Below are 22567 nucleotides of genomic sequence, written 5' to 3'. Positions count from 1 at the left end.
AATACTTCCTTTATTTTCTTAAAGTTCCATTTACAGGATAGGTGCTTTACCTGGTCTCCGGCACTATACTGGTTTATAAGGGTCATTTATATGAAGAGGCAGTTTTACCAGTCGTTTCCCGTTCAGCTCCTGATACATCATATCCGGAAAAACCAGATCCTGCTGCTGCTCTGGGGCATCCTCTTCGCCATTATCTTTCAGGCTTTCGGGCGCGTGCTGGGAATTCCCTTTCTGTTCCTCGATCCAGAATACCTGGGCAAAGTAAGCTTCAGCAGCTTTTTTATTATAGGGCTGGCGTTGGGAGCATTCACCATGGCCTACCATATTACCTCCTACATTCTGGATGTGCAGCAGTTTCCTTTCCTGGGAACCTTAAGCAGGCCTTTTGCCAAATTCTGCCTTAACAACAGCATTATTCCGCTGCTGTTCCTGCTTACCTATATGGTATGCATTGTGCGCTTTCAGCTCGATTACGAATACAACACCCCCTACCACATCGGGGTGTACCTGCTGGGCCTGCTGGGAGGTTACCTGTGCATCCTGCTTGCCTTCCTGCTCTACTTCCGCTTTACCAACAAAGATATTTTTCTGCTCTTTGCCGAAAAGGTAGACCACAGCCTGCGGCGCATACGCATCAGCCGGGTAAACATGGCAAAGCGCCTGAATGCTGCCAAAAAAAAACGCTCTCCCATCAGCTGGTACATCGATATAGATATGCGCATTCGCAAGGTGGAGGTTGATCCGCTCTACTACAACAAAGATAAAATTCTGCGGGTGTTTGATCAGAATCACCTGAACTCTGTATTGCTGGAGCTCATTGTGCTGGTCATTATTCTTTCCATCGGTTTTTTCCGGGATATACCGGCCCTGCAGCTACCGGCAGCGGCCAGCAGCTTTCTGCTGTTTACCATTGTACTGATGCTGGCGGGTGCCCTTACCTTCTGGCTCCGCAGCTGGGCTATTACCGTAGCCATCCTGGCCTTTTTGGTGCTGAACACCACCACCCAGTATGCTCATTTGCAGCACCAGAGCGAAGCTTTCGGCCTTAATTATCACGAAGATCCGGTAAATTATAACCTGCAGGTGCTCGACAGCCTCAGCTCCCTGGAAATGCAGCAGCAGGACAAAGCCGCTACCCTGGCTATTCTGGATCGCTGGCGCAGCAAGTTTAGCCCAACGGAAAAGCCAAAGATCGTGTTTATCTGCACCAGTGGCGGCGGACAGCGCTCCGCCCTCTGGACCATGCGCTCGCTTCAGACTGCCGACAGTCTTACCCATGGTAACCTTATGCAGCATGCCTTTCTCATTACCGGTGCCTCGGGTGGCATGGTGGGTGCGGCTTACTACCGCGAGCTGGTACTCCGGCAGATTATGGGCGAATCAGTAAATCCTAATTCAAAAGAGTACCTGGAGCGCATCAGCCGCGATAACCTCAATCCTATTATTTTCAGCCTGCTGGTAAACGATCTATTCATAAAAACCGGCAGCTTTGAGTGGGGCGGGCATACCTATATGCGCGACCGCGGGCATGCCTTTGAGGAGCAGCTCAACAATAACACCGGGGGCATTCTCGATAAACCACTGGCAGCCTACAGGGCACCGGAAGCGCAGGCCCTCATTCCCCTGATGGTGCTGGCACCCAACATCACCAACGACGGCCGGAAGCTCTTTATCTCGCCGCAGCCTGTCTCCTACATGGGTGCCGGTGGCACCGACAGCCTGGGCATCCAGGAAGCAAAAGTAAAAGGCGTAGATTTCAGGCGTTTGTTTGCCCGCCATGGGGGCGACAGCCTGCGCTTTATCTCCGCCCTGCGCATGAGCGCTACTTTCCCCTACATTACCCCCAACCAGATACTGCCCAGCAACCCGCCGCTCGAAACTATGGACAGCGGCATTGCCGATAACTTTGGCGTAGAGGATGGGCTGCGTTTCCTCTATGTCTTCCGTGATTGGATAGAGCAGAATACCGGCGGCGTGGTAATGCTTTGCATACGCGATTCTGAAAAGGAACAGGAAATAGAAGAGGCCATCTCGCCCAGCCTGCTGCAAAAGTTTTTTACACCCCTGAACAACATTTACAAAAACTGGACCTACCTGCAGGACCTCGACAACGACAACCTCTTTGAAATGTCCAGGGGCTGGCTGCAGGTGCCGCTGCACCGGGTTGACCTCCAGTACATTCCCCGCACCATGTATGAGGGCGATAAGGCTCCCGATCTGCAAAAGGAACAGGAAATAGAACGTGCCTCCCTTAACTGGCGCCTCACCACCAAAGAAAAGCATAACATCCTCAATAACATTTACCTGCCCGACAACCAGCAGGCCCTGGGCAGACTGCAGCAGCTTTTGGAGGTAAAAGAACCTGTAAACCTGCTCTCCAGCACCAAAACAAAGGTTAAAGCTCCGGAGGCAGTAAAACCAGGGGCTGAAGACAAACAAATTCGTGCTCAGGCTGTCATTCAATAGTGAAACACCACCACCCCTGTGCCGCAAATCCAAAAAATCCACGGAATCTGTGGGTAAATGCTCGTTTTATTTTAAATTATAGCATAATTTTTTCTCTTATGACCTTATCCAAACACCTTAGCATTTTTAGTCTTTTTGCCCTGATCACTGTTTTTTCTGTTGGCTGCAACGACGATGATGACGCCACTCCTGCAGCAGATACCACTGCTCCCGTAATTACCATTACCAGCCCGGAAGATGGTGCGATCATCGATATACCCGGAACCATTACCGTGGCCGGTACTATTGAAGAAGAGGGAGAGCTGGAACGAATTGAGGTGAACATATCCTCCGCAGTGCTGCCTACCCCCTTCAACAGAACAATTATGAAGGGTGAAGATGGTTTTCCTACCAAAAGCGGCAATATCTATAGCGTTAACATTACAGAAGATATCCAGGAAAACACACCGCTGCCTATTACCTTCACCATTGATGTAGAAGCAGAAGATAACGCCGGCAACATCGGCACAGAGCGCATAAGCGTGATACTGCGGTAAGCAGTATCAGCTTCCCCTGTACCCTTGCTCATCCAGAAAGCGAAGGGTGTATTCGTAGCCGGCGTTGAAGAACACAGGCAGTGCGGTACGTTCCATAAAGCCGTGCTGCCCAAACTCTTCGGGGGCAATCAGCCAGTCGCATACTTTACGGGTTTTCTGAACGGTGCTTTCTATGCCTATCCAGATGGTGCGGTAGATGGTGTCCGTCATGCCGTCGAGCCGCTCCTTGAAGGGCACAGGGTTTACAGAAACACCAATAAGCCGCCTGCATTTTCCTTCCAGTGGCTCGGTTGGCAGGTTACTCACCAGGCCGCCATCCACATACATGCGGCCGTCGATCTCCACAGGCTCAAAGGCAAGAGGAACGGCACAGCAGGCCTCCAGTACTTTTACCAGCGTGCCCTCACTGAAAATCTTCTGGCTGCCGTCGTTCAGGCAGGAGGCTGTCAGGCGCAGGGGAATGGGCAGCTCTTCCAGGCGCTGATGGCGCAGGTAGGGCTTTACCAGCTCCCCGATCTTTCCATGCTTTAGCATACCAAACTGCGGAAAGTGCAGGTTAAAGGTTTTGGCCATTGGTTCTTTTTCCCAGATCTCGTACATCTCATCCGGCGAGTAGCCACTGGCATAGAGTACAGCATTAAGTGCCCCCGAGCTGGTACCAGAGATAATGTCGGGCCTGATGCCCCTTTCCTCCAGCGCCTTCAGCACTCCTATTTGCCCAATACCCCTATAGGCACCGCCAGAGAGCACCAGGCCAGTTTCATATTCAATATTTGATGTTTTGTCAGCGTTCATTGAAATCAGTTTTGCTGTTTTACTAAACAGCTTTGCTCCTGCATAGTTTTACCACTACCCAAACGATCGTTAGCAAATAAGGCCCGGAATCCTTATTTTCGCAATCGATTGTAAGCGAACCTGCAGGCGTACTTTAAGCGTTACCCCAGGTAGCAGGTTCATTTTCAGATATTTAAATTTTTACACCATGTCTCAAGCGCTGGTTGCTCCCTATAAACCCAAACACCACATCCGCATTGTAACGGCCGCATCGCTTTTCGATGGGCATGATGCCGCCATCAACATCATGCGCCGTATCATTCAGGCCACGGGCTGCGAGGTAATTCACCTGGGCCATAACCGTTCGGCGCAGGAAATTGTGGAAACTGCCATCCAGGAAGATGCCCAGGCCATTGCCATTACCTCTTACCAGGGCGGCCACGTAGAGTTTTTTAAATATATGTACGATCTGCTCCAGGAGCGCGGTGCCGGCCACATCCGCATCTTTGGCGGCGGCGGCGGCACCATTCTGCCACAGGAAATAGAGGAGCTGCATGCCTATGGCATTACCCGCATTTACAGCCCAGACGATGGCCGCTCCATGGGCCTGCAGGGCATGATCAACGATATGGTTTCGAAGTGCGACTTTGCCACAGGTGAAAACCTGAACGGTGAAGTAGTGAACCTGAAGAACAAGCGGCCTAAAGACATTGCCCGCCTGATTTCCGCTGCCGAAAACTTCCCGGAAGCCTTCGCCAGCATCAGGCCACAACTTTCTGCAGTGGCAGAAACAAGCACAGGTACCGCCACCACACCTGTACTTGGTATTACCGGCACCGGCGGAGCGGGTAAATCGAGCCTGGTAGATGAGCTGGTGCGCCGTTTCCTGATCGATTTTCGGGAAAAGCGCCTGGCCATCATATCAGTAGACCCTTCCAAGCGCAAAACAGGTGGTGCGCTGTTGGGCGACCGTATCCGCATGAACGCCATCTCTAACGAGCGGGTATACATGCGCTCCCTGGCTACCCGCCAGAGCAACCTGGCGCTTAGCAAGTATGTGCAGGATGCGGTGGATATTGTAAAGGCTGCCGGCTTCGATATGATCATCCTGGAAACCTCCGGCATTGGCCAGTCTGATACCGAAATTACCGAGCACTCCGATGTGAGCCTCTATGTGATGACGCCCGAGTACGGCGCCGCCACCCAGCTGGAGAAGATCGACATGCTCGATTTTGCCGACCTTATTGCCCTCAATAAATTCGACAAGCGCGGTGCCCAGGATGCCCTGCGTGATGTGAAGAAACAGTATAAGCGCAACCACAACCTCTGGGATGCCAAAGAAGAGGATCTGCCGGTGTGGGGCACCATTGCCTCGCAGTTTAATGATCCGGGCATGAACAAGCTCTACAAGGCCGTGATGGACAAGATTGTGGAGCGCACCGGCGTTATGGCCCTGAAGAGTTCTTTTGAGATCTCGGATGAGATGAGCGAAAAAGTATTCATCATTCCTCCCTCCCGCACCCGCTACCTAAGCGAGATCTCCGAAAACAACCGCAGCTACGATGGCTGGGTAGAGCAGCAGGCCAGTGTGGCCCAGAAGCTCTTCGGTATTCAGCAGGCCATGGACAGCCTGCAGAGCAGCAGCATTGAGGATAAAGACCGCCTGATCAAAGGCCTGCAGGAGGAGTTTGAGCGGGTGAAGCTGGACCTGGATCCACGCAACTGGAAGATTATCCAGGACTGGCCCGAAAAGAAAAAAGCATACGCCCGGGATGAGTTTGTGTACCAGGTGCGCGGCCGCGACATTAAGGTACAAACCTTCCACAAAACCTTATCAGGCACCAAAGTACCTAAGATTGCACTGCCCCGCTATACCGCATGGGGCGATATACTGCGCTGGAGCCTGCAGGAAAACGTACCGGGCGAGTTCCCCTATACCGCAGGGGTGTTCCCCTTTAAGCGCCAGGGCGAAGACCCAACGCGTATGTTTGCCGGCGAAGGTGGACCCGAGCGCACCAACCGCCGCTTTCACTATGTAAGCAAAGGCATGCCTGCCGCACGCCTCTCTACCGCCTTCGACTCCGTTACCCTCTACGGCAACGACCCCGACTGGCGCCCCGACATTTACGGCAAGATTGGCAACTCCGGCGTTAGCATCTGCTGCCTGGATGATGCCAAGAAGCTCTACAGCGGCTTTAACCTCTCCGACCCTACCACCTCGGTATCCATGACCATCAACGGTCCGGCTGCCATGCTCACCGGCTTCTTTATGAATGCCGCCATAGACCAGCAATGCGAAATATACATAAAGGAGAATGGCCTGGAAGAAGAAGTAAACCGGAAGATCGATGAGCTCTACAAAGCCAAAGGGGCTGCTCGTCCGCAATACCGCGGGCCTCTGCCCGAAGGCAACGATGGCCTTGGCCTGATGCTGCTGGGCGTAACCGGCGACCAGGTGCTGCCCCAGGAGGTTTATCAGCAGATCAAAGCCAAAACCGTTGCCGCCGTGCGGGGCACCGTACAGGCCGATATTTTAAAGGAAGACCAGGCGCAGAACACCTGCATCTTCTCTACAGAGTTCTCGCTGCGCCTGATGGGCGATATGCAGCAGTACTTTATCGAAAACAACATCCGTAATTTCTATTCGGTATCCATCAGCGGCTACCATATTGCCGAGGCAGGGGCCAACCCTATTTCTCAGCTGGCCTTTACGCTCTCAAATGGCTTTACCTACATCGAGTACTACTTAAGCCGCGGCATGGACATCAATAAGTTTGCGCCAAACCTTAGCTTTTTCTTCAGCAACGGTACCGATGCCGAGTACAGCGTGATTGGCCGCGTAGCCCGCCGCCTCTGGGCCAAAGCCCTGCGCAATAAGTATGGTGCCGACGAGCGGAGCCAGATGCTGAAGTACCACATCCAGACCAGCGGCCGTTCGCTGCACGCCCAGGAGATCGACTTCAACGACATCCGCACCACCCTGCAAGCCCTGTATGCCATTTACGACAACTGTAATTCGCTGCACACCAACGCCTACGATGAGGCCATCACCACCCCTACCGAAGACTCGGTGCGCCGGGCCATGGCCATACAGCTGATCATTAACCGGGAACTGGGGCAGGCCAAGAACGAAAACCCGTTGCAGGGTGCCTTTATCATCGAAGAGCTGACAGAACTGGTAGAAGAAGCCGTGCTGCAGGAGTTCGACCGCATCACCGAGCGTGGCGGCGTTTTAGGTGCCATGGAAACCATGTACCAGCGCAGCAAGATCCAGGAAGAAAGCCTCTACTACGAAACCCTGAAGCATACAGGCGAGCTGCCCATTATTGGCGTGAATACCTTCCTGTCTTCAAAAGGCAGCCCTACCGTTACCCCCGGCGAGGTAATCCGCGCCACCGAAGAGGAGAAAAAAGCCCAGATCGAAACAGTACAAAACCTGCAGCAGCGCAACAGGGACGAAGCCAAAGAACAGCTCCGTCAGTTGCAGCTCTGCGCCATCCAGAACAAAAATGTTTTCGAAGGCATCATGGAAGCCAGCAAGTACTGCTCCCTGGGGCAGATCACCAATGCGCTGTTTGAAGTGGGCGGGCAGTACAGGCGGAATATGTAGTATGATAGATGTGAGACGTTAGACGTGAGATAGGAGATCACGAACCGGAACATAGACATGAATCATCCCGGATTTTTAAGGAGCTAGCATTCCTAATAGAAGTGGCCTCTGGAGATTTCCAGTGGCCACTTCTATTAGCAGTACAGTTTTTGCGAACGCAGCGAAGCGGAGTGTGGCAATCTGGCTTCTATGCGCGTAGATGCCAGATTGCTTCGTCGTGCCTCCTCGCAAAAACTAGTACCTTTAAGCAAAAACAGCCTTGGAATAGCATCCAAGGCTGTTTTTGCTTATTTTATCCAAAATCAAAATTCGGGATGATTTATTTTTTTTTATAGCCAAAGCCCGCAACAACTACCGGCCTCTGTAGACTGTGAGTCCCAGCCTCGTTAAAATATAATGAGCTACGGGGCCGGCAGATTACCTAGGAGGTCTCTGCATGTGTCCATAGGTCCCTCCTTTCTGCTGCCCCATTAGCAAGCGTAGCGAAACAATCTGGCATCTAAATGAGCAGAACCCCAAACAATTTGCACCACCTGGTTCTCCGGTAAACTAACAGGCATAAGTGATCTGCAGTATGAGGCACCAACTGCAAGCTGGCGCCAGCGGGGGCAGTACAGGAGGAATATGTAAGGCTTAGCTTATGGGGCAACAGACAATGCAGGATGAGCCTGGGGAGCAAGTTCATCCTGCTCTACCATAAGCCGGGCTAAGTGTCCGTATTCGTAGCCGCTGCTCCAGTAATACATAAAGAAAACAAAAACCGGTATAACCGGAGCCAGTACCACTGTCATGCTTAGCAGCAGGGTAGCCACGAAAGCAACAACACCATTTAGCAGCACAAACAGGTACACCAGCATTAGGTCTAGGAAATTTCTGAAAATAAACTTCAGGTTTTTGAATATAGAAAGATGCGAGTGGAATAGCCTTTTTGTGACTGCAAACCTGATCATGGCTACCCGATAGATGGGGACATAAAGGACCAGGTAAATGTTTTCCAGGGCAAAGGCCAACAGCTGTTCTATAAATTCATTTTTAATAAACGCCCACAACGATCGCACATAAAGTTCTAAGGTAAGCTGTGTATTGAAGATGAAATCAAATGTGAGCTCAACCAGGTAAACGAGGTCCCTGTACAACTCTCCCCAGCCTCCTAAACCAAACAAAGCGATGAGCGCCAGTGGCACCATCAGATAAGCAAATGTCAGCATCCAGAGCAATAAGCCATTAGAAAGAAACTTAAAGAAGTCCCTGGCCCTGGGGAGCGGATTTTCTACATGCCAACCTAGCCTGTGAACAAACTCAAAACGCCACCCCCGCAAAAGTAGCAGGTTAATAACAGGAAGGTAGGCCATGATCACAAAGATCCACATTTTCTGTATGCAGTCCTTTTGGGTGAAGGGAAAAATGAAAGAATAGAAATATAACTTCAGCCCATGTTCAACTTTTGCCAGTATAGCCATCGTTCTAAAAATTTTTATCTCAACTTATAAGAAAAAACAGGCAGCTACAGAGGAGTGGAAAGCATTGATAATGAATTAAATATAATATATTGATTCGTTAATGATATAATTTATCAATAACATTCTATATAATTTTTTACGATTCCGGTTAAAGAGCCATCCTGGCTAGCAGAGAAGAGATATTACAAAATTCATTTCAGACCGAATGTTGAAAGAGGTGAGTTAGGGATTAGCATCAGCGTCAGTTGCTCCTTGATCTTCATCCTCACGCAGGCGGGGGACTAGCAATACTGGCAAAAGACAGATAAAAACAAGTTCAAATCACCAACGAACTTATCAATAGCTGTCTTAGAACCCCTTTTAAGGCAAAGGCAAACCCGAGGGTTTGAAAAACGACCTGCAGGGCATCTGGTCCAGAAGAATCGACAGGGAACACCGGCTGGTTTATACCGTTCAGCAGGATCAGTTTATTATTGCCGCCTGCCGGTATCATTATCAGATATAACATTCCATGCATAACATCTCTGCTGCTTTCAAGCAATATGAGGCACCAGCTGCAATCTGGCGCCAGCGGGGGCCAGCACATTTCATTGAAGGTCTCTAAATATCTCCAGAAGTTTTTATTCTTTCTGCTGCCCCCTTTGCGAGCGTAGCGAAGCAATCTGGCATCTAAATGAGCTGCAGCAGGTTGATCTGCAGTGCCTGGTACGCTGGTTAATCAAAAAGCATAAATTATCCACCTCCATCAGGCAAAGTGAGGCACCAGCTGCAAGCTGGCGCCAGCGGGGAAAAGTGCCAAAATCAAGGCTACTCAAAGTTAACAGCAGCTTTACCCCTAGCCTTCTCGCTTTAATTGCAGGTACACCGCTTTTACTTTCCGTATTCTTTTTGCCCAAACACGATACAACACATATATCTGAACAAGAATGAGGGGCAGTAACAGCAAAAGGCCCCAGTATTTATCTGCTGTTAACTGTATGGAAGAAACGAAGTATCCTATAATTACAACTATGGCCACGACTCTTGAAATGATGGATATCCAAGCATACCGACGGATCTGCCGGAGGTAATTCTCCATTGAGCTCATAATATTTTCATCCCATGCCGGCTTCCTGATCAGCTGGAATCCCAGCAGGTTGTGCAGCAGGATAAGCAGTACGGCAAGAATGAGCAGGATATTCCACAGGGGCGACTTAAGGTGCCCATCAAAAAAATCGTAATAGACTGCCAGGAAAATAGCCCAGAGCATGCTTTCCACCATCAGCTGTATGCTGATCTTTCTCAACACAGGATGATAGCTGCCCCGCATAAAATGCTGAATAGCATCTTTGCCCAAAACATCATTTCCTGCATTTTTATAATCTGACTTAAAGTCGTCTAATTCCATCTTTTTCCGTTAAGAGCTCTTTTAATTTTTTCTTGATCCGGTTTAACCGGACCCCTACGTTGTTTTCCGAAATACCCATCAGATCAGCGATTTCTGCATAGCTCATTTCTTCCAGGTACAGGGCAACCAGGGCTCTATCAGCCTCCTCCAGCTTTCGGATAGCTGCAAAAAGTACTTCTTCGCGCGATGGCCCGGCATCGCTTTCTCCCACCGATGCATTTTCTGGCACTGTCGCTGTAAACTGCAGCGGCAGCTTTGGCTTTCTGAAGCTCGCCATCGCTGTGTTGAGACCAATGCGATACATCCAGCTTGTAATTTTCGATTTGGCCTGAAACTTCGGGTAGGATTTCCAAAGCTGGTAGGTGATTTCCTGAAATAAGTCTTCCCGGTCTTCGGCTGTTTCTCTGTACATCCGGCATATTTTATGAATAAGCGCCTGATGCTGAAATACATCCTGCAGAAAACTTTCTTCTACAACCGATGCTTCATTGTTTTCTGAACTCATCAGTCCTCCCTTTCCCTTTGGTGCGCAGTGAGGTAACCTTTCCCTGCTCATTTAGCTGAAAAGCAAAAGAGAGCTCCATCTTTTTGGCAAAAAACTCATGCTGGTTTTTTGCATAGATTTCGAATGGAGGATTTTTTCCAGCTTTCGCATAAAGTTTATCCATGTGCAGGAAGATCTGTAGCTCCATGCCATTGGCTGCGGTATACCTGCCCGAAAACTTCTCCAATTCATTTGCCGTAAGGTGTAGGGATTTGGTAAATGGGGCCGGTAGCTCAAATACCTTGTTGAAAGCAATTTTTTCAATATCCTTCCATAGCACCTCATCCATGGGCAAAAAAGAAACATTTGCAAGTATCACAACATAGGTCTGTTCTTCGGGATAAATAACAGCCAGGCTGGAATATCCAAAGGTACCACCTGCACAATAATATGCCTTTGGCTGGTCGCCTTTTTTCTCGCGGATGTACCAGCCCATGCCATAAGCACTATTATTCTTCTGCTCTATCCCTTTATCGCTTAGCGGAGTGAATATGTGCTCTACCAGGGCTTCGTTCCATGCTTTATCTGCGTGAAAACTGCGGATCCAGCGCATCATATCCCCGGCGCTGGAGTAAAGGTTTCCTCCCCCTTTCATGGCAGAAATATCCCGGTATGGCGAAACGATCAAGCTGTCGTCGGTGAGCAAATGATACCCTTCCGTCATCCCCGGTATAATGTGTAATGGATCGAAGGCACCGGTTGATTCCAGAGACAGTTTAGCAGTGATCTTTTGCTCTATAAGTGTTGCATAATCCTGCTGGTACACCTTTTCCAGGATACTGGCCAGTAGAAAATAAGCAGGACTGGAATAAGCAGATTGCGTACCTGGTTCAAAGAGCAGTTCCATATTAAAAATTTCCGCTAACACCTGATCTGTGCTAAGCGAAAGCTTAGAGGCTGTTGTCCAGTAATCCCTGAAGCCCTGCCAGTGAGGAACACCCGATGTATGAGAGAGCAGCTGGCGAATGCTGATTTGCTTCCATTGCGGCTGGCTAAGCTCCGGAAAAAACTGCTCCAGCCGATCGTCCAGGCTGAGCTTTCCCTCCTGATGTGCCAGCCCCACGAGCAGGCCGGTAAACGACTTTGTTATGGATGCAATTTTAAACTTAGCGTCTGCTGTAATTGGCAAGCTCCATTCATAAGAGGCGTACCCGATTGCCTGCTGGCTAATAATAGCAGAATCCCTGGCAAGCAGCACCACACCATTGAAGCCGATTCTCTGATGTTGAATGGTTAGATATTTATTCAGGACAGCATCGATGTCTTTGGCAGTTTGTGCTCTGGCAGCAGCAGTCATCAGGAGAAGGTACAGCAGCAGATGATAAGAAACAGGCTTGAGGTTCTTCATGATATTTGGTTTTCCCTATAGGTTGAGGAAAAGATGAAAAACTTACAGGCCTGTGAAATATATATTCAAAAAAATAGCTGCGTCTCTGATAGCATCACGGCTGCAGCAGTTGCGTAGCTTATGCGCCCTCCCACGCCTTGAGGATAGCCCCATCTTTGAATAACAAGTAGCAAAGAATTACCACGTCGTTATGCCATAAGGAGGCTGGGACCCATTATCTACAGGCTGGTGCAGGCGACAGCAGATTACGTTGAATATCTCTGAATATCTCCATAAGTTTAATATTTCTGCTGCACCCTTTGCGAGCGTAGCGAAGCAATCCGGCATCTAAATGCGCGGCAGCAGGTTGATCTGCAGTCCCTGGTTCTCTGGTAAACTAAAAGGCACAGGTTACCATCATCGTCTGCATTCAGCTATAACATCCAGCTATCAAAGCCACTTCTGTGTTCAACAGCAAAAAGATCCAGCTCGGATTGACAATCACAATAAAAAGTACGTAATTACGTACGTATAAAACCAGCAGTATGAAAGTGGTAAATTATTCAGAATTAAGGGCGAATCTCAAGCAGTGCCTCGATAAGGTGGCGGAAGATGCTGAAGAGCTGATCATCACCCGCAAGGATCAGAAAGATCTTGTATTGATTTCACTGGAAGAATACAGCGCCCTTAAAGAAACCCAGTACCTCCTGTCTAGCGCCAATGGTAAAAGACTAAGAGCGTCTGTGGAAGCGGTAAAGAAGGGCGACTTTCAGCAAAAAGGCTTGCTTGAAGAATGATCTTAGCCTGGACCCCTCTGGCCTGGGAGGACTATCACTACTGGCAAAAGGCAGATAAGAACAAGCTCAAACGCATCAAGGAACTTATCAAAAGCTGTCAAAGAACCCCCTTTGAAGGCATAGGCAAACCGGAGGGCTTGAAAAACGACCTGCAGGGGTTCTGGTCCAGAAGAATCGACAGTGAACACAGATTGGTGTATACTGTACAGGGGAATCAGCTGATTATTGCTGGATGTAGATACCACTATTGAAATCTCCAGTGTGAATTTGGAATCCCTTGGCTAATGAATGAGTTACTTCGTATATTTCTCTTATGAATTCACAGGACAAAATAAAAGAAGCACTACATCAATACATTGACCAGGCAGATGAGCGGATGCTTACCATTCTTCAGGCTGTCATGGAAGCAGATCAGCTCGAAGCAGATGAAGATTTGGAAAAAGCTATTCAGCTAGCCGAAGAGCGCCGAGAGCAGGTCAACAACGGCTCTATGAGTGTGAGCAGCTGGCAGGAGGTAAAACAGCGTTTGCAATAAAGTGGCTGATTTTCAAATCGCATTTACTTCTGCTGCAGAACAGGAACTGGCAGATGCTGTCAAATGGTATGAGCAGCAACAGCCGGGACTGGGTAAGCGTTTTCTACATAGGATAGATAGAGCTCTGATCCGATTGGCTAAGAATCCATATCTGTATCAGGAGAGACGCAAAGGGTTACGTGCCATGCCACTGCCTCCATTCCCCTACCTGATCATTTATGATATTCGGGAAACAGATCACATCATCACAGTATATGTGGTTCACCATACCCGTAGAAGGCCAAAGTGGTGATTCTCTTACGCTTTGGCAGCCTTATTGTAAACCAAACTACATAAGCTGAGCCCCATAGGAGGAGAAAAAGGTCCAGATTGAAACCATGCAAAGCCTGCAGCAGCGTAATAAAGACGAAGCCAAAGCACAGCTCCGTCAGTTGCAGCTCCGCGCCATCCAGAACAAAAATGTTTTCGAAGGCATCATGGAAGCCAGCAAGTACTGCTCCCTGGGGCAGATCACCAATGCGCTGTTTGAAGTGGGCGGGCAGTACAGGCGGAATATGTAGTTTGATCAGATGTGAGACGTGAGACCTGAGATGGGAGATTCACGAACCGGAACATAGAAAAGCAGGCTTGTTAAGGGCCTGCTTTTTTTAATAACCAAAGCCTGCTACAACTGCCGGCCTCTGTAGATTGTGAGTCCCGTAGCCTCGTTATAATATAACGAGGCTACGGGACCGGCAGATTACCTAGGAGGTCTCTGCATGTGTCCATAGGTTTCTCATTTCTGCTGCCCCATTAGCGAGCGTAGCGAAGCAATCTGGCATCTAAATGAGCAGAACCCCAAAGAATTTGCACCACCTGGTTCTCCGGTAAACTATCAGGCATAAGTGATCTGCAATGTGAGGCACCAGCTGCAAGCTGCGCCAGCGGGGGTGTCGCGGTAATAAACCCTGGCTACAGGAATTCTTCTTCTTGCAATCGCACGAACAATCTGGTATGCTTCTTTATCCTTATCTATGGTTTTGATAGTAAATTAGAGGGGTCTGCAGTTTCAATTACTGAGCAGCTTTATGTTAAGCTCTCTGACCAGTTCAGGCATATTTTCCCATTTATACTCCTCTTTTTCAATCTTATCTACAATATCCGGATATGCTTTAAAGTATGCTACCATCGATGATTTAAATTTTTTAGGATCTTTCTTAACTAATGTTGTTCTTCCGGTAGCGTCTACCAATATAAAATTTTCCCATAATTCCAGCTCTTCCTCCGGAAAAAAGCGAATAGTTAGGTGTGGAATATTCGGAGGTCCCACAAAAACAGAATTTCCATATCCATACGTGGTATAATGAATCACAAGCGTTAATGGACCGGGTTCTATCATCTCTACAAAATGTGCTTCTTCATAATGCTCTCTCCCTTTGGTATCTTCATGATAGAATTTCTTTAATACAAAAAAAGAGTCTGTTTCAATTACAAATCCAATGATCTTATCAACGCTTAGAGTTTTTACCTTTTCGTATTCACGAACTTTAAACTTGATTTGCCTTTTATAATCAAAATCATACCTGATAAGCCCTTTATGTTTTTGCCCTTTCGTATCATAATAACATCCCTCAAAATAATCAGCAAAAACCTGTGAATTGGCAGCAATGCAAAGCAACAGCATTGGAAAGAATAATATAATTTTCTTCATTACATAACTCATACCACAAATATATGTCTTGTTAGTAAAGGATTCCAGCCAACTAACTTGCTAAGCTTACACCCTGAAAGTTAATAATCCTTCCTTTACCTGTTTTTCCTTTCCTGCCCCCTGGCGCAAGCATCAGTTTCTGCCTTGTTGATGCCCTTCTTGCACCAGCCTTTAACCAAATATTGACTTGCACAAAATCATCTGACAAGTTCAATAAAAAAGCGCTTAAGATTAATCATCTTAAGCGCATATACAAAGCCATCAATCAATCACAGAAATTATCACCCATTCTCATAGTGATCCAAAATATCCAGAATCTGCTGCTCGTAGTTGTAGATATCTTCAAGTACAGCAAGTGGTTCTTTAATCTCGGTTTTGTCTTTGCCGAAGAGGCTGATGTATTTCTTGCCGCCGTTCAGGTGTAGGCGCACGATTGGTTTGCGATTGTTGTCATCGAGCAGCACACCAAAATAGGATTGGGTGTCGCGGTGATGAACTCTGGCTACGGGTATCTTTCTTCTGGCAATGGCACGTACAATCTGGTAGGCTTCTAATTCCTCATCCGTGGTTTTGATATTTGGATTTACCACTTCTTCCAGTGGCACTTCTGCGGCTGCTTCAACTTTTTCTACTACTTTAACATCCTTGCCAGATTCACTGTTCAGCGCGGAGGTCAGGCGATCACTTACACGCTCACTTACCAGCTGGGCAAAGCTTTTTTGTACCAAGTCTTTAAACTCAAGCATTACCTTTTCGGTAAACCTGCCGCCAAACACCTGTGAGGCGAAATAACGGGTAAAGTCATTGCTGGGCTCCTGCAGTTCAGCAACGATCAATTTTTTTATTTCTTTAATGTACTTGAGGCTACTGGCAGTTGAAAGTATCTTATCGATATTGAAGTTTGATTTATGGAATTTAGCTATTTCAGCAATGGTAGAATCCTTAAGCTGGGTGATATCGAACTCCAAGAAAGGTTTTTCATCCATTTTATTGGGTTGTTCCAGATCGGTGTAAAAGCGAAATTCAACACCATTGGTTAAGAGTGCAAAACGTGTCTTCGTTACATGGAAGTAGCGAAAGAGTTGAGAATTATGTACATCCAAAGCACAGTTCCAATGCTTGCACTCGATGATCAGAATAGGATCTCCATTCTGAAAAATCGCATAATCCACTTTCTCTCCCTTCTTTATTCCCAAATCCGCTATAAATTCTGGGACAACCTCTGTAGGATTGAAAATGTCATATCCCAGTAGATTTATAAAAGGTAATACAAAAGCGGTTTTGGTTGCTTCTTCGGTTTTTATTTGAGCTTTGAGTGTGGCTACACGCTCTGAAAGCTGCTGAAGTTGGGATTGTAGTTCCATAGATGATGAGAGGAATGATTGTTGTGTTTATTGTTTAAACAATATATAAACTTTTTCTCATCACACAATATTGATGGAATATCTTTGTAGCTCCTACTGGCGCACGTTTGCAAACGTATTTCCCGCCCTCTACAACAACCCCTTCAACAACCTTGAAAAGCTCTCCTTATAAGTATTACTAACAGGAATCAACTTATTGGCGATTTTGATGCGGTGGCGTTCGATGTGATCGATTTTGTTCAGGGCTACCAGGTAGGATTTATGGACGCGCGCAAATCTGTTAGGCGGGAGCAGTTCCTCCAGTTTGGCAAAGCTCATCAGCGCCATGATCTTTTCCTGGGATGCATCACATAAGTGCTGTAGCTTTGTCAAAAAAAACATTTAAACTCATCTTACATAAAAGATCTAAAGCCCTGCCTGCATGCTACCCTCCCCTGCTTCCTTACTCCCAAGCCAGTTTCATTATTCCAGATTCGCAGAAGCAATCATTCGTCTGGGCTATTATGGGTACATCTCCTATACACTTTTCAACACTATTTTTGATGTGGATCTGCAGGATAGAAAGGTGCTTATTGGTGCAGTTGTGGTGTATATGATGTTTCAGTTTTTCCTGCTCCATCATCTGGTTCAGGGTATAAGACTTTTATCCAAGCACAGTGCTAGATTTTACCCGATGCTCACCTTTTCCTCTGGCATTGGCCTTCTGGTGTTCATAACAGCAATGGTCAGGTATGGGATTTTGGCGAAGGGTGCTCCTTTTCATGAACCTTATTTTATGAGTACCCTTCTGCTATTTTGCATTGTTGCCCCCTATTTATGCTACAAGGAAATATTGCTGCTGATAACACATCGAAATCGCCTGCTGGATATACTGAAGAAAAATATTTAGATAGGTTTTCTGCTGTTTCTGTGCTCCGCTGGCGCTTGTTTGCAAGCGCGGGGCGATTGAGTAAATTGCATTCCTTCCCGGATAAGTTTATAGCTCGCTTGTAATAAACTAAGAACAGATTATGCTATATTGATCAGGTGTGTGCAAACAAAGCACCTCTCTCTTTATCCTTTATCCTCTATGATAACCAAAACATTGCTACCATACGCGCTCTGCCTTATGCCCCTGCTAGCTTTATGGGGCTGTGGCGATTGCGAGGATATGGACATGGGCCAGCTGCCGCTTAAGGGAGAGCTGCAGGAATTTATTCCCCCCATAGTTTCAGGCCACCAGCTTACCTACAACGGAGTTAGCTCCCCTGTTCAATACGAGGTGTACAACGGACCTGATGATGAGCTGGTCCAGGGTAAACTAACGGGTGATAAAGAGCTCAGGGGCAAACTGCTGAAGTATGAGTGCAGCGAGTATTATACGATAGAAACAGAGTATTTTAAAACCTACATCGACAGCAAGGATTTTGAGCTTAATGTGGAGGTAGTACACTCAAAGAATGTTGATCCGGTAGATAACAATTCTTTTAACAGGGTGGAAGATGTGGACGACGTACTGAAGTTTTCTCTTGGATACAGCAACAGCTTTCCGGAAACAATAAAGGTGCAAAACCAGAGCTACAGTAGTTATACCCCTGTCAGAACCTTTATCTTCAGCCTGCATCCCGAAAGAACTATTGTTGCCTCCGGTGCCCACAAATTTGCCAACCGCATTGTTCAGGAGTACCTCCCCAGCCTGACGATCAATGGTGTTACACACGAGGGAGTCTATCACCTGTACCTGGAATCGCCACAGTTTACCGGCATAGAGCACGAACTTTACGAGCTCTACCCCTTTACCTATGTGCAGGGCATCTATGTTAAATCCGGTGCCGGCTTACTGCGTGTGTATACCTCTGCCGGAGAAAACATCGATTTTCATTAACGCTGGCTGCTATAGCTACAAACCATACCACGATGAATAAAGCATTATCACTCTTTTTACTTTCTGTGCTTTTGCTGCCAGCAGCGGGACTGGCGCAGCATTTGAAATTCGTGGAGGCTGATGGTGCCCTTACTTTGTTTGATCAGGACCGCCCGGTTTTTTCTTATCAGAAAATGACCAAAAGCCTCCAGGGGCAATACCCCCGGGCCAATTATGTACATCCTTTGTATAGCCTGGCCGGCGACAGCCTTACAGAAGATTTTCCTGCTGATCACCCCCACCACAGGGGAGTCTTCTGGACGTGGCACCAGCTGTATGTCGGGGAGAAAAGAGTGGGCGACCCCTGGTTCTGCGAGGGCATCAGCTGGGAGGTGGAAAAGCCCCTGACAGTGGTAGAAAAAGAGACTGCCCTGCTGGAGGCTACCGTCTACTGGGTAAGCACCACAAGCATAGATGAAGATCCTGAACCGGACACCCTCTTACAGGAGCAGGTAAAAATAACCTACAGGAAACCAGCGGCAGCCTACTATGAGCTTGATTTTGAAGTGGTGATGGTACCACTACAGGAGCAGCTTAGCATTGGCGGCTCAGAAGATGAAAAAGGTTATGGAGGATTTTCCGTGCGCCTGAAAACCCCGGATGACCTTCGTTTCACTTCTAAAACCGGAGCCCTGACGCCTGCGAACACAGCTGTACAGGCTGGTGGCTGGGTGGATGTTAAAGGCAGTTTCAATCCGGAGGCAAAAGAGCCTGCCGGTGTTGTGATAGTATGCGAGCCCCGGGATCTGGAAAACTTCCAGGGATGGATATTACGGAAAAAAGACAGCATGCAGAATGTGGCTTTTCCCGGAAGAGTGCCCATGCTGCTGGAAAAACCGCTTAGCTTTAAAAATAAGCTTATCGTTTATAGTGGAGGCATAAGCCGGGAGGAAATAGAAAGAATATATGCAGCTTTTGCCAGAGAACCCTGATCCAGCAAAAATGGCCTTTCAGAAAATTTCGGAGGTCCCCTATCCTAAAGCGGTGGAACAACTTTGCCAGCTGTGTTACCATCTGTGCATCCAGGCATGAAACATCATATCATGAAAAATATTTTATTGCTCTTGCTGATGAGCATGGCAGCTACCGCTTCCACAGCCCAGGAAAAAACAAAGATACCTGATATTGGTATTGTGCAGGACTATGAAAATGACAGCCTGCTGAATGCACAGGGATACCGGTACCTGGTTGAATCTACTCAAAAAATATTCTCCCCGGCCGCTGTTCCTGAACAGGAATACCGGCAACATCTTGAAGTGCTGAAAAGATTACGCACCCCACTGCTGGGCAGCAACCTGTTTATACCGGGCAAGCTAAAGGTTGTAGGGCCACAGGCAGATGAGAAAGCTGTACTCTCCTATGTGAGCACTGTTTTTCAGCGGGCCCATGCTGCCGGATCTAGATTTATCATCTGGGGAAGCGGCGGCTCCAGGCAGGTTCCTGCTGGATTTGACCGCAGCACCGCCAAAGCTCAGTTTGTAGCGATGGCTAAAAAAGTTGCGGCCCTGGCAAAAGAATATGACATTACTCTGGCCCTTGAAAACCTAAACAGCACGGAAGCTAACTTTATCAATACTGTTGCTGAGGCGCTTGAAGTAGTAAAGGCCGTGGAGCATGAAAACTTTCGCCTGTGCCTGGATATTTATCATATGCTGAAAGAAGATGAGAGCCCTTCCATCATCGGGCAGGCAAAAGGCTACCTTGTTTATTGTGAGGTAGCCGAAGAGGAAGGCAGAACAGCCCCGGGCGTACATGGGGAAGATTTCAGGCCATATTTTAGTGCTCTGAAAAGCATAGGCTACCAGGGACCGATTGTGATAGAGTGCCGATGGAATAATATAACTGCACAGGGGGCTGAAGCACAGCAGTACCTACGTAAGCAAATTGATGAAGCATACAGGAAGTGAACAGAATAGACTTATTCCTGTTCCGACACAGGGGATTGGAAGATACTTGGTACCGCTCCTGGAGCAGGGAGTGCACTTCCTGGCGCCGGCTTTTAGCCAGTGCCCTGGCTTTATACAATAACTGCCATGAGCTAAAAGCCCACAGCAGTCTGTTGCATCTGTTGCTTGTACATCTATCCCGGATCCTTAGTCTGTAATTGCAGAACTAATGCTTAGCTCGGCTGCCTCCAGGAGCGTAGCTGTATCCAGCTCGCGGAAGAAATGGGGCTTTAGTACTGCTGTTGTCTGATACGTGCCTGCAGGGTAGGTCTGGGCACTGATGCTTGCATTTACAAGCACACGCTCACCAGGTGCTATGCCAAAGGCAGGCACTGCAACGCTTGCCCTGATCACATTGAGGCCCGCCGGTGCCTGGTTGGTGTAGCCAATGGAAGACAGGCTGATAGGATGGTTGCCCTGGTTGGTGAGGTAGGTTGCCTCAACTGTACGTACAGCACCTTTTGCCACTGCCGCTGTGGTAACATTTTCACTATCCAGGCGAATTGGGTTCTTTACATCCACCACCACTTCATAGGTTTTTGTAATATTGGCATTTTTCAGCACGGCATAGAACACCTTTGGATAGGTAAAGTCTATGGGCAGCCCTCCGGCAGGATAAGCGCTTGTGCTGTTAGCAGGCACACTTTCCGCATCCTGTGTGTAATACAGGCCCGTTCCATTGTGCTGAATGGTTGGGTTTAAGCCTGAAAAGTCAGTACCCTCGGGCACGAAAATGTAAATTTTACCCATGGAGGCCACAGGATCAACAATTCTGGCAGCCTCAATATCGGCCGCTAACCGGGGGTTCCTGCTTTTCTCAAACCTGAAAGCGCTTATGGCACTTTCGGCAGGTTCTGCAACAGACTCCTCTGTGATGTTTACCCGGTAGTGCACCTTTTTATCCGGCGCCGCCAGGGAGCTGATGGTGTAGGTAATGGCTCCATCTGAAAAATCCTGTGCTACGCCCAGGGCTGGTGCAAGCGTGAACCCGGCATTATTGAAGTTCGTCAGCTTTGGCGTGAGCACAAGCTGGCTGCTGTTGGGGGGAACAACGATTGTGATGGTGCCCCACGCCTCTTCTGCCCCATTTTTAATCTCCGGGTGTGTAACTGCAATATCTGTATAGGCAACTTCCTCAAGGGCAAAGTCCAGAAACCTGGCCTGGGTAATATCTACAAGTGGGTCCTTATCGCTGGAATCGTCCTGGCAGCTAACCAATAGTGCTGCAAGCGCAAAAAGTAAAACTAAGCTTGCTTTGAAGAGATGCATCTGGTTCATGAGTTGGGTGCCTACAAAGGCGGTAGCAGGGTTAATTATTATGTTTTAAATGGTGGTAAAACAGCAGATGGCTGGCTATGTCTTTAGTTATAGGGCCATCTTTCCATAAGAGCAGCATTTTTCAAAAAGGGTTGGCTGGACTAAAAAAAATCAATAAAAAAATCGCTCTGCAGCTGTGCCAGGGCTTCTCCCCTTGCAGCAATCCAAGCCTCCGGGGGTATAACTTCAGAAGGGTAGCGAACCCCTACCTGAAATTACAGCTCAACCCGCTCCAGAGGTTGGTGATCTTTGCCTGTTGCCCGGGTCCATCAAAAATACCGTACAGGCCGGCTACGGTTGAAAATTCATACCCCAGGCTGGTCTGCTTCACTTCTATTACATAGGCCTTCTCCATTTCTGACCGGGTAGATCCAACACCAACACCCGCCATGGTGCTCAGTTGTTGCGGGGCTCTTGCAGCGCTCTCAACAGACCAGCCTGCAAACTGCCACTCACTGCCTGATGCTGCACTCTCCGCCTCTTTCTCCTTAAATACCAGAGTTAATCCGTTGGGCCAGCTGACCATTTTCAAAGGACCTGCGCCACATTCGCTGTTAATGCCTGTATCTTTGGCAGGAGCCTGCAAAACCCTGCTCACGATGCCAATCAGCTGATCCTGCGGCATGCCAAAGGAGAGTAAAGCAGTGGAACCCGTCTGCTGATCCACTATTTGTAAAGCATCGGCGGTAAGAGCCAGCAGCTTCTGAGTTTGGGCTCCGGCTGGCATTGTTTCTTCGGTAGTATCAGCGGGGTTTTCTGCTCCCCGGGAAAGGGTATCGTTAGCGGTTTGGGTAGTGGTAGCATGCCCGTTTGTATTTTCTCTTTCACGGCAGCTTAGCATACTCACTGAAAGGAGCACTAAAAATGCAAAAGGTTTTATCATTGTGTTTTAGCAGTGGTATAGCCCTACA

The 22567-nt window shown here is 48.1% G+C and carries 23 protein-coding genes; 13 read left to right on the top strand and 10 right to left on the bottom strand.

Translation table 11 applies throughout. The features are described 5' to 3' along the window. Window positions 1-90: 90 nt before the first annotated feature. A complete protein-coding gene (locus tag KWJ01_RS09120) occupies window positions 91-2466 on the top strand; it encodes a patatin-like phospholipase family protein (RefSeq protein ID WP_224996121.1) in 2376 nt (791 codons plus the stop codon). 98 nt (window positions 2467-2564) lie between these two features. Further along, window positions 2565-3002 carry an Ig-like domain-containing protein gene (locus KWJ01_RS09115; RefSeq protein WP_224996120.1) on the top strand — a complete coding sequence of 146 codons (438 nt, stop codon included), beginning with the start codon at window positions 2565-2567 and terminating at the stop codon, window positions 3000-3002. 6 nt (window positions 3003-3008) lie between these two features. On the opposite strand, the gene KWJ01_RS09110 is transcribed toward KWJ01_RS09115, so the two are convergent. Then, window positions 3009-3797 carry a patatin-like phospholipase family protein gene (locus KWJ01_RS09110; protein WP_304502769.1) on the bottom strand — a complete coding sequence of 263 codons (789 nt, stop codon included), beginning with the start codon at window positions 3795-3797 and terminating at the stop codon, window positions 3009-3011. A 187-nt stretch (window positions 3798-3984) separates the two neighbouring features. Here KWJ01_RS09110 and KWJ01_RS09105 point away from each other — a divergent pair, with 187 nt between their 5' ends. Further along, a complete protein-coding gene (locus KWJ01_RS09105) occupies window positions 3985-7386 on the top strand; it encodes a methylmalonyl-CoA mutase family protein (protein WP_224996119.1) in 3402 nt (1133 codons plus the stop codon). Window positions 7387-8024: 638 nt separating this feature from the next. Here KWJ01_RS09105 and KWJ01_RS09100 read toward each other — a convergent pair. Beyond that, complete coding sequence (locus tag KWJ01_RS09100; RefSeq protein ID WP_224996118.1) at window positions 8025-8846, bottom strand: DUF4013 domain-containing protein; 822 nt, start codon at window positions 8844-8846, stop codon at window positions 8025-8027. A gap of 385 nt (window positions 8847-9231) precedes the next feature. Between KWJ01_RS09100 and KWJ01_RS28130 the strand changes: the two genes are divergently transcribed. Continuing rightward, window positions 9232-9351 (top strand): Txe/YoeB family addiction module toxin, encoded by a 120-nt coding sequence (locus KWJ01_RS28130; protein ID WP_304502768.1) that lies wholly within the window; start codon window positions 9232-9234, stop codon window positions 9349-9351. A gap of 330 nt (window positions 9352-9681) precedes the next feature. Here KWJ01_RS28130 and KWJ01_RS09090 read toward each other — a convergent pair whose 3' ends face one another. From KWJ01_RS09090 to KWJ01_RS09080, 3 genes are read right to left on the bottom strand one after another with little or no spacing between them, the layout of a single operon-like run. Continuing rightward, window positions 9682-10233, bottom strand: a complete 552-nt coding sequence (locus tag KWJ01_RS09090; protein WP_224996117.1) for a hypothetical protein — start codon at window positions 10231-10233, stop codon at window positions 9682-9684. Then, window positions 10214-10738: an RNA polymerase sigma factor gene (locus KWJ01_RS09085; RefSeq protein ID WP_224996116.1), complete on the bottom strand. Its 525-nt coding sequence runs from the start codon at window positions 10736-10738 to the stop codon at window positions 10214-10216. Before KWJ01_RS09085 ends, KWJ01_RS09090 begins: the two co-directional genes overlap by 20 nt. Next, entirely contained in the window at window positions 10719-12125 is a 1407-nt protein-coding gene (locus tag KWJ01_RS09080; protein WP_224996115.1) for a serine hydrolase, read from the bottom strand. The genes KWJ01_RS09085 and KWJ01_RS09080 overlap by 20 nt, the downstream gene beginning before the upstream one ends. A gap of 524 nt (window positions 12126-12649) precedes the next feature. Between KWJ01_RS09080 and KWJ01_RS09075 the strand changes: the two genes are divergently transcribed. From KWJ01_RS09075 to KWJ01_RS09055, 5 genes are all read left to right on the top strand, one after another. Further along, entirely contained in the window at window positions 12650-12901 is a 252-nt protein-coding gene (locus KWJ01_RS09075) for a type II toxin-antitoxin system Phd/YefM family antitoxin (protein ID WP_224996114.1), read from the top strand. Beyond that, window positions 12898-13152: a Txe/YoeB family addiction module toxin gene (locus KWJ01_RS09070; protein WP_224996113.1), complete on the top strand. Its 255-nt coding sequence runs from the start codon at window positions 12898-12900 to the stop codon at window positions 13150-13152. The genes KWJ01_RS09075 and KWJ01_RS09070 overlap by 4 nt, the downstream gene beginning before the upstream one ends. Window positions 13153-13214: 62 nt before the next feature. Next, window positions 13215-13436: a hypothetical protein gene (locus KWJ01_RS09065; RefSeq protein WP_224996112.1), complete on the top strand. Its 222-nt coding sequence runs from the start codon at window positions 13215-13217 to the stop codon at window positions 13434-13436. Between the two features lies 1 nt (window position 13437). After that, the gene (locus tag KWJ01_RS09060) at window positions 13438-13728 is read left to right on the top strand and encodes a type II toxin-antitoxin system RelE/ParE family toxin (RefSeq protein ID WP_224996111.1); all 291 of its coding nucleotides are present in this window, start codon (window positions 13438-13440) and stop codon (window positions 13726-13728) included. Between the two features lie 85 nt (window positions 13729-13813). Next, window positions 13814-13996 (top strand): hypothetical protein, encoded by a 183-nt coding sequence (locus KWJ01_RS09055; RefSeq protein WP_224996110.1) that lies wholly within the window; start codon window positions 13814-13816, stop codon window positions 13994-13996. A gap of 488 nt (window positions 13997-14484) precedes the next feature. Here KWJ01_RS09055 and KWJ01_RS09050 read toward each other — a convergent pair whose 3' ends face one another. The 3 genes from KWJ01_RS09050 to KWJ01_RS09040 form a co-directional block, all read right to left on the bottom strand. Beyond that, window positions 14485-15126 carry a hypothetical protein gene (locus tag KWJ01_RS09050; protein ID WP_224996109.1) on the bottom strand — a complete coding sequence of 214 codons (642 nt, stop codon included), beginning with the start codon at window positions 15124-15126 and terminating at the stop codon, window positions 14485-14487. Window positions 15127-15407: 281 nt separating this feature from the next. Then, window positions 15408-16490, bottom strand: coding sequence for a type I restriction endonuclease (locus KWJ01_RS09045; protein ID WP_224996108.1), 1083 nt, complete (start codon window positions 16488-16490; stop codon window positions 15408-15410). A 129-nt stretch (window positions 16491-16619) separates the two neighbouring features. After that, a complete protein-coding gene (locus tag KWJ01_RS09040) occupies window positions 16620-16862 on the bottom strand; it encodes a LytTR family DNA-binding domain-containing protein (RefSeq protein WP_224996107.1) in 243 nt (80 codons plus the stop codon). 444 nt (window positions 16863-17306) lie between these two features. Between KWJ01_RS09040 and KWJ01_RS09035 the strand changes: the two genes are divergently transcribed. The 4 genes from KWJ01_RS09035 to KWJ01_RS09020 all read left to right on the top strand — a co-directional run bounded on the left by KWJ01_RS09035 (window position 17307) and on the right by KWJ01_RS09020 (window position 20300). Then, window positions 17307-17483, top strand: coding sequence for a hypothetical protein (locus KWJ01_RS09035; protein WP_224996106.1), 177 nt, complete (start codon window positions 17307-17309; stop codon window positions 17481-17483). A gap of 115 nt (window positions 17484-17598) precedes the next feature. After that, the gene (locus tag KWJ01_RS09030; RefSeq protein ID WP_224996105.1) at window positions 17599-18354 is read left to right on the top strand and encodes a hypothetical protein; all 756 of its coding nucleotides are present in this window, start codon (window positions 17599-17601) and stop codon (window positions 18352-18354) included. Window positions 18355-18386: 32 nt separating this feature from the next. Continuing rightward, entirely contained in the window at window positions 18387-19325 is a 939-nt protein-coding gene (locus KWJ01_RS09025; RefSeq protein ID WP_224996104.1) for a DUF6807 family protein, read from the top strand. A 111-nt stretch (window positions 19326-19436) separates the two neighbouring features. Next, window positions 19437-20300: a sugar phosphate isomerase/epimerase gene (locus KWJ01_RS09020; RefSeq protein WP_224996103.1), complete on the top strand. Its 864-nt coding sequence runs from the start codon at window positions 19437-19439 to the stop codon at window positions 20298-20300. A 186-nt stretch (window positions 20301-20486) separates the two neighbouring features. Here the strand turns inward: KWJ01_RS09020 and KWJ01_RS09015 are convergent, their stop codons facing one another. Together KWJ01_RS09015 and KWJ01_RS09010 are read right to left on the bottom strand one after the other, a co-directional pair. Next, window positions 20487-21617, bottom strand: a complete 1131-nt coding sequence (locus KWJ01_RS09015) for a hypothetical protein (RefSeq protein ID WP_224996102.1) — start codon at window positions 21615-21617, stop codon at window positions 20487-20489. Between the two features lie 244 nt (window positions 21618-21861). Beyond that, window positions 21862-22539 (bottom strand): hypothetical protein, encoded by a 678-nt coding sequence (locus KWJ01_RS09010; protein ID WP_224996101.1) that lies wholly within the window; start codon window positions 22537-22539, stop codon window positions 21862-21864. Window positions 22540-22567: the final 28 nt, after the last annotated feature.

The sequence above is a fragment of the Cesiribacter sp. SM1 genome (assembly GCF_020178975.1).
Taxonomy (GTDB): domain Bacteria; phylum Bacteroidota; class Bacteroidia; order Cytophagales; family Cyclobacteriaceae; genus Cesiribacter.
The sequence above is the reverse complement of the archived record's forward strand: the minus strand, read 5'-3'. Positions and strand labels throughout refer to the sequence as shown.

Bases quoted from the DNA above. Each gene is read 5' to 3' on its own strand.
- KWJ01_RS09090 (WP_224996117.1), bottom strand. From the start codon at position 10,233: ATGGAATTAGACGACTTTAAGTCAGATTATAAAAATGCAGGAAATGAT.
- KWJ01_RS09085 (WP_224996116.1), bottom strand. From the start codon at position 10,738: ATGAGTTCAGAAAACAATGAAGCATCGGTTGTAGAAGAAAGTTTTCTG.
- KWJ01_RS09105 (WP_224996119.1), top strand. From the start codon at position 3,985: ATGTCTCAAGCGCTGGTTGCTCCCTATAAACCCAAACACCACATCCGC.
- KWJ01_RS09010 (WP_224996101.1), bottom strand. From the start codon at position 22,539: ATGATAAAACCTTTTGCATTTTTAGTGCTCCTTTCAGTGAGTATGCTA.
- KWJ01_RS09025 (WP_224996104.1), top strand. From the start codon at position 18,387: ATGAATAAAGCATTATCACTCTTTTTACTTTCTGTGCTTTTGCTGCCA.
- KWJ01_RS09070 (WP_224996113.1), top strand. From the start codon at position 12,898: ATGATCTTAGCCTGGACCCCTCTGGCCTGGGAGGACTATCACTACTGG.
- KWJ01_RS09120 (WP_224996121.1), top strand. From the start codon at position 91: ATGAAGAGGCAGTTTTACCAGTCGTTTCCCGTTCAGCTCCTGATACAT.
- KWJ01_RS09055 (WP_224996110.1), top strand. From the start codon at position 13,814: ATGCAAAGCCTGCAGCAGCGTAATAAAGACGAAGCCAAAGCACAGCTC.
- KWJ01_RS09035 (WP_224996106.1), top strand. From the start codon at position 17,307: ATGCTACAAGGAAATATTGCTGCTGATAACACATCGAAATCGCCTGCT.
- KWJ01_RS09100 (WP_224996118.1), bottom strand. From the start codon at position 8,846: ATGGCTATACTGGCAAAAGTTGAACATGGGCTGAAGTTATATTTCTAT.
- KWJ01_RS09015 (WP_224996102.1), bottom strand. From the start codon at position 21,617: ATGAACCAGATGCATCTCTTCAAAGCAAGCTTAGTTTTACTTTTTGCG.
- KWJ01_RS09045 (WP_224996108.1), bottom strand. From the start codon at position 16,490: ATGGAACTACAATCCCAACTTCAGCAGCTTTCAGAGCGTGTAGCCACA.
- KWJ01_RS09020 (WP_224996103.1), top strand. From the start codon at position 19,437: ATGAAAAATATTTTATTGCTCTTGCTGATGAGCATGGCAGCTACCGCT.
- KWJ01_RS09115 (WP_224996120.1), top strand. From the start codon at position 2,565: ATGACCTTATCCAAACACCTTAGCATTTTTAGTCTTTTTGCCCTGATC.
- KWJ01_RS09080 (WP_224996115.1), bottom strand. From the start codon at position 12,125: ATGAAGAACCTCAAGCCTGTTTCTTATCATCTGCTGCTGTACCTTCTC.
- KWJ01_RS09065 (WP_224996112.1), top strand. From the start codon at position 13,215: ATGAATTCACAGGACAAAATAAAAGAAGCACTACATCAATACATTGAC.
- KWJ01_RS09050 (WP_224996109.1), bottom strand. From the start codon at position 15,126: ATGAAGAAAATTATATTATTCTTTCCAATGCTGTTGCTTTGCATTGCT.
- KWJ01_RS09030 (WP_224996105.1), top strand. From the start codon at position 17,599: ATGCCCCTGCTAGCTTTATGGGGCTGTGGCGATTGCGAGGATATGGAC.
- KWJ01_RS09075 (WP_224996114.1), top strand. From the start codon at position 12,650: ATGAAAGTGGTAAATTATTCAGAATTAAGGGCGAATCTCAAGCAGTGC.
- KWJ01_RS09110 (WP_304502769.1), bottom strand. From the start codon at position 3,797: ATGAACGCTGACAAAACATCAAATATTGAATATGAAACTGGCCTGGTG.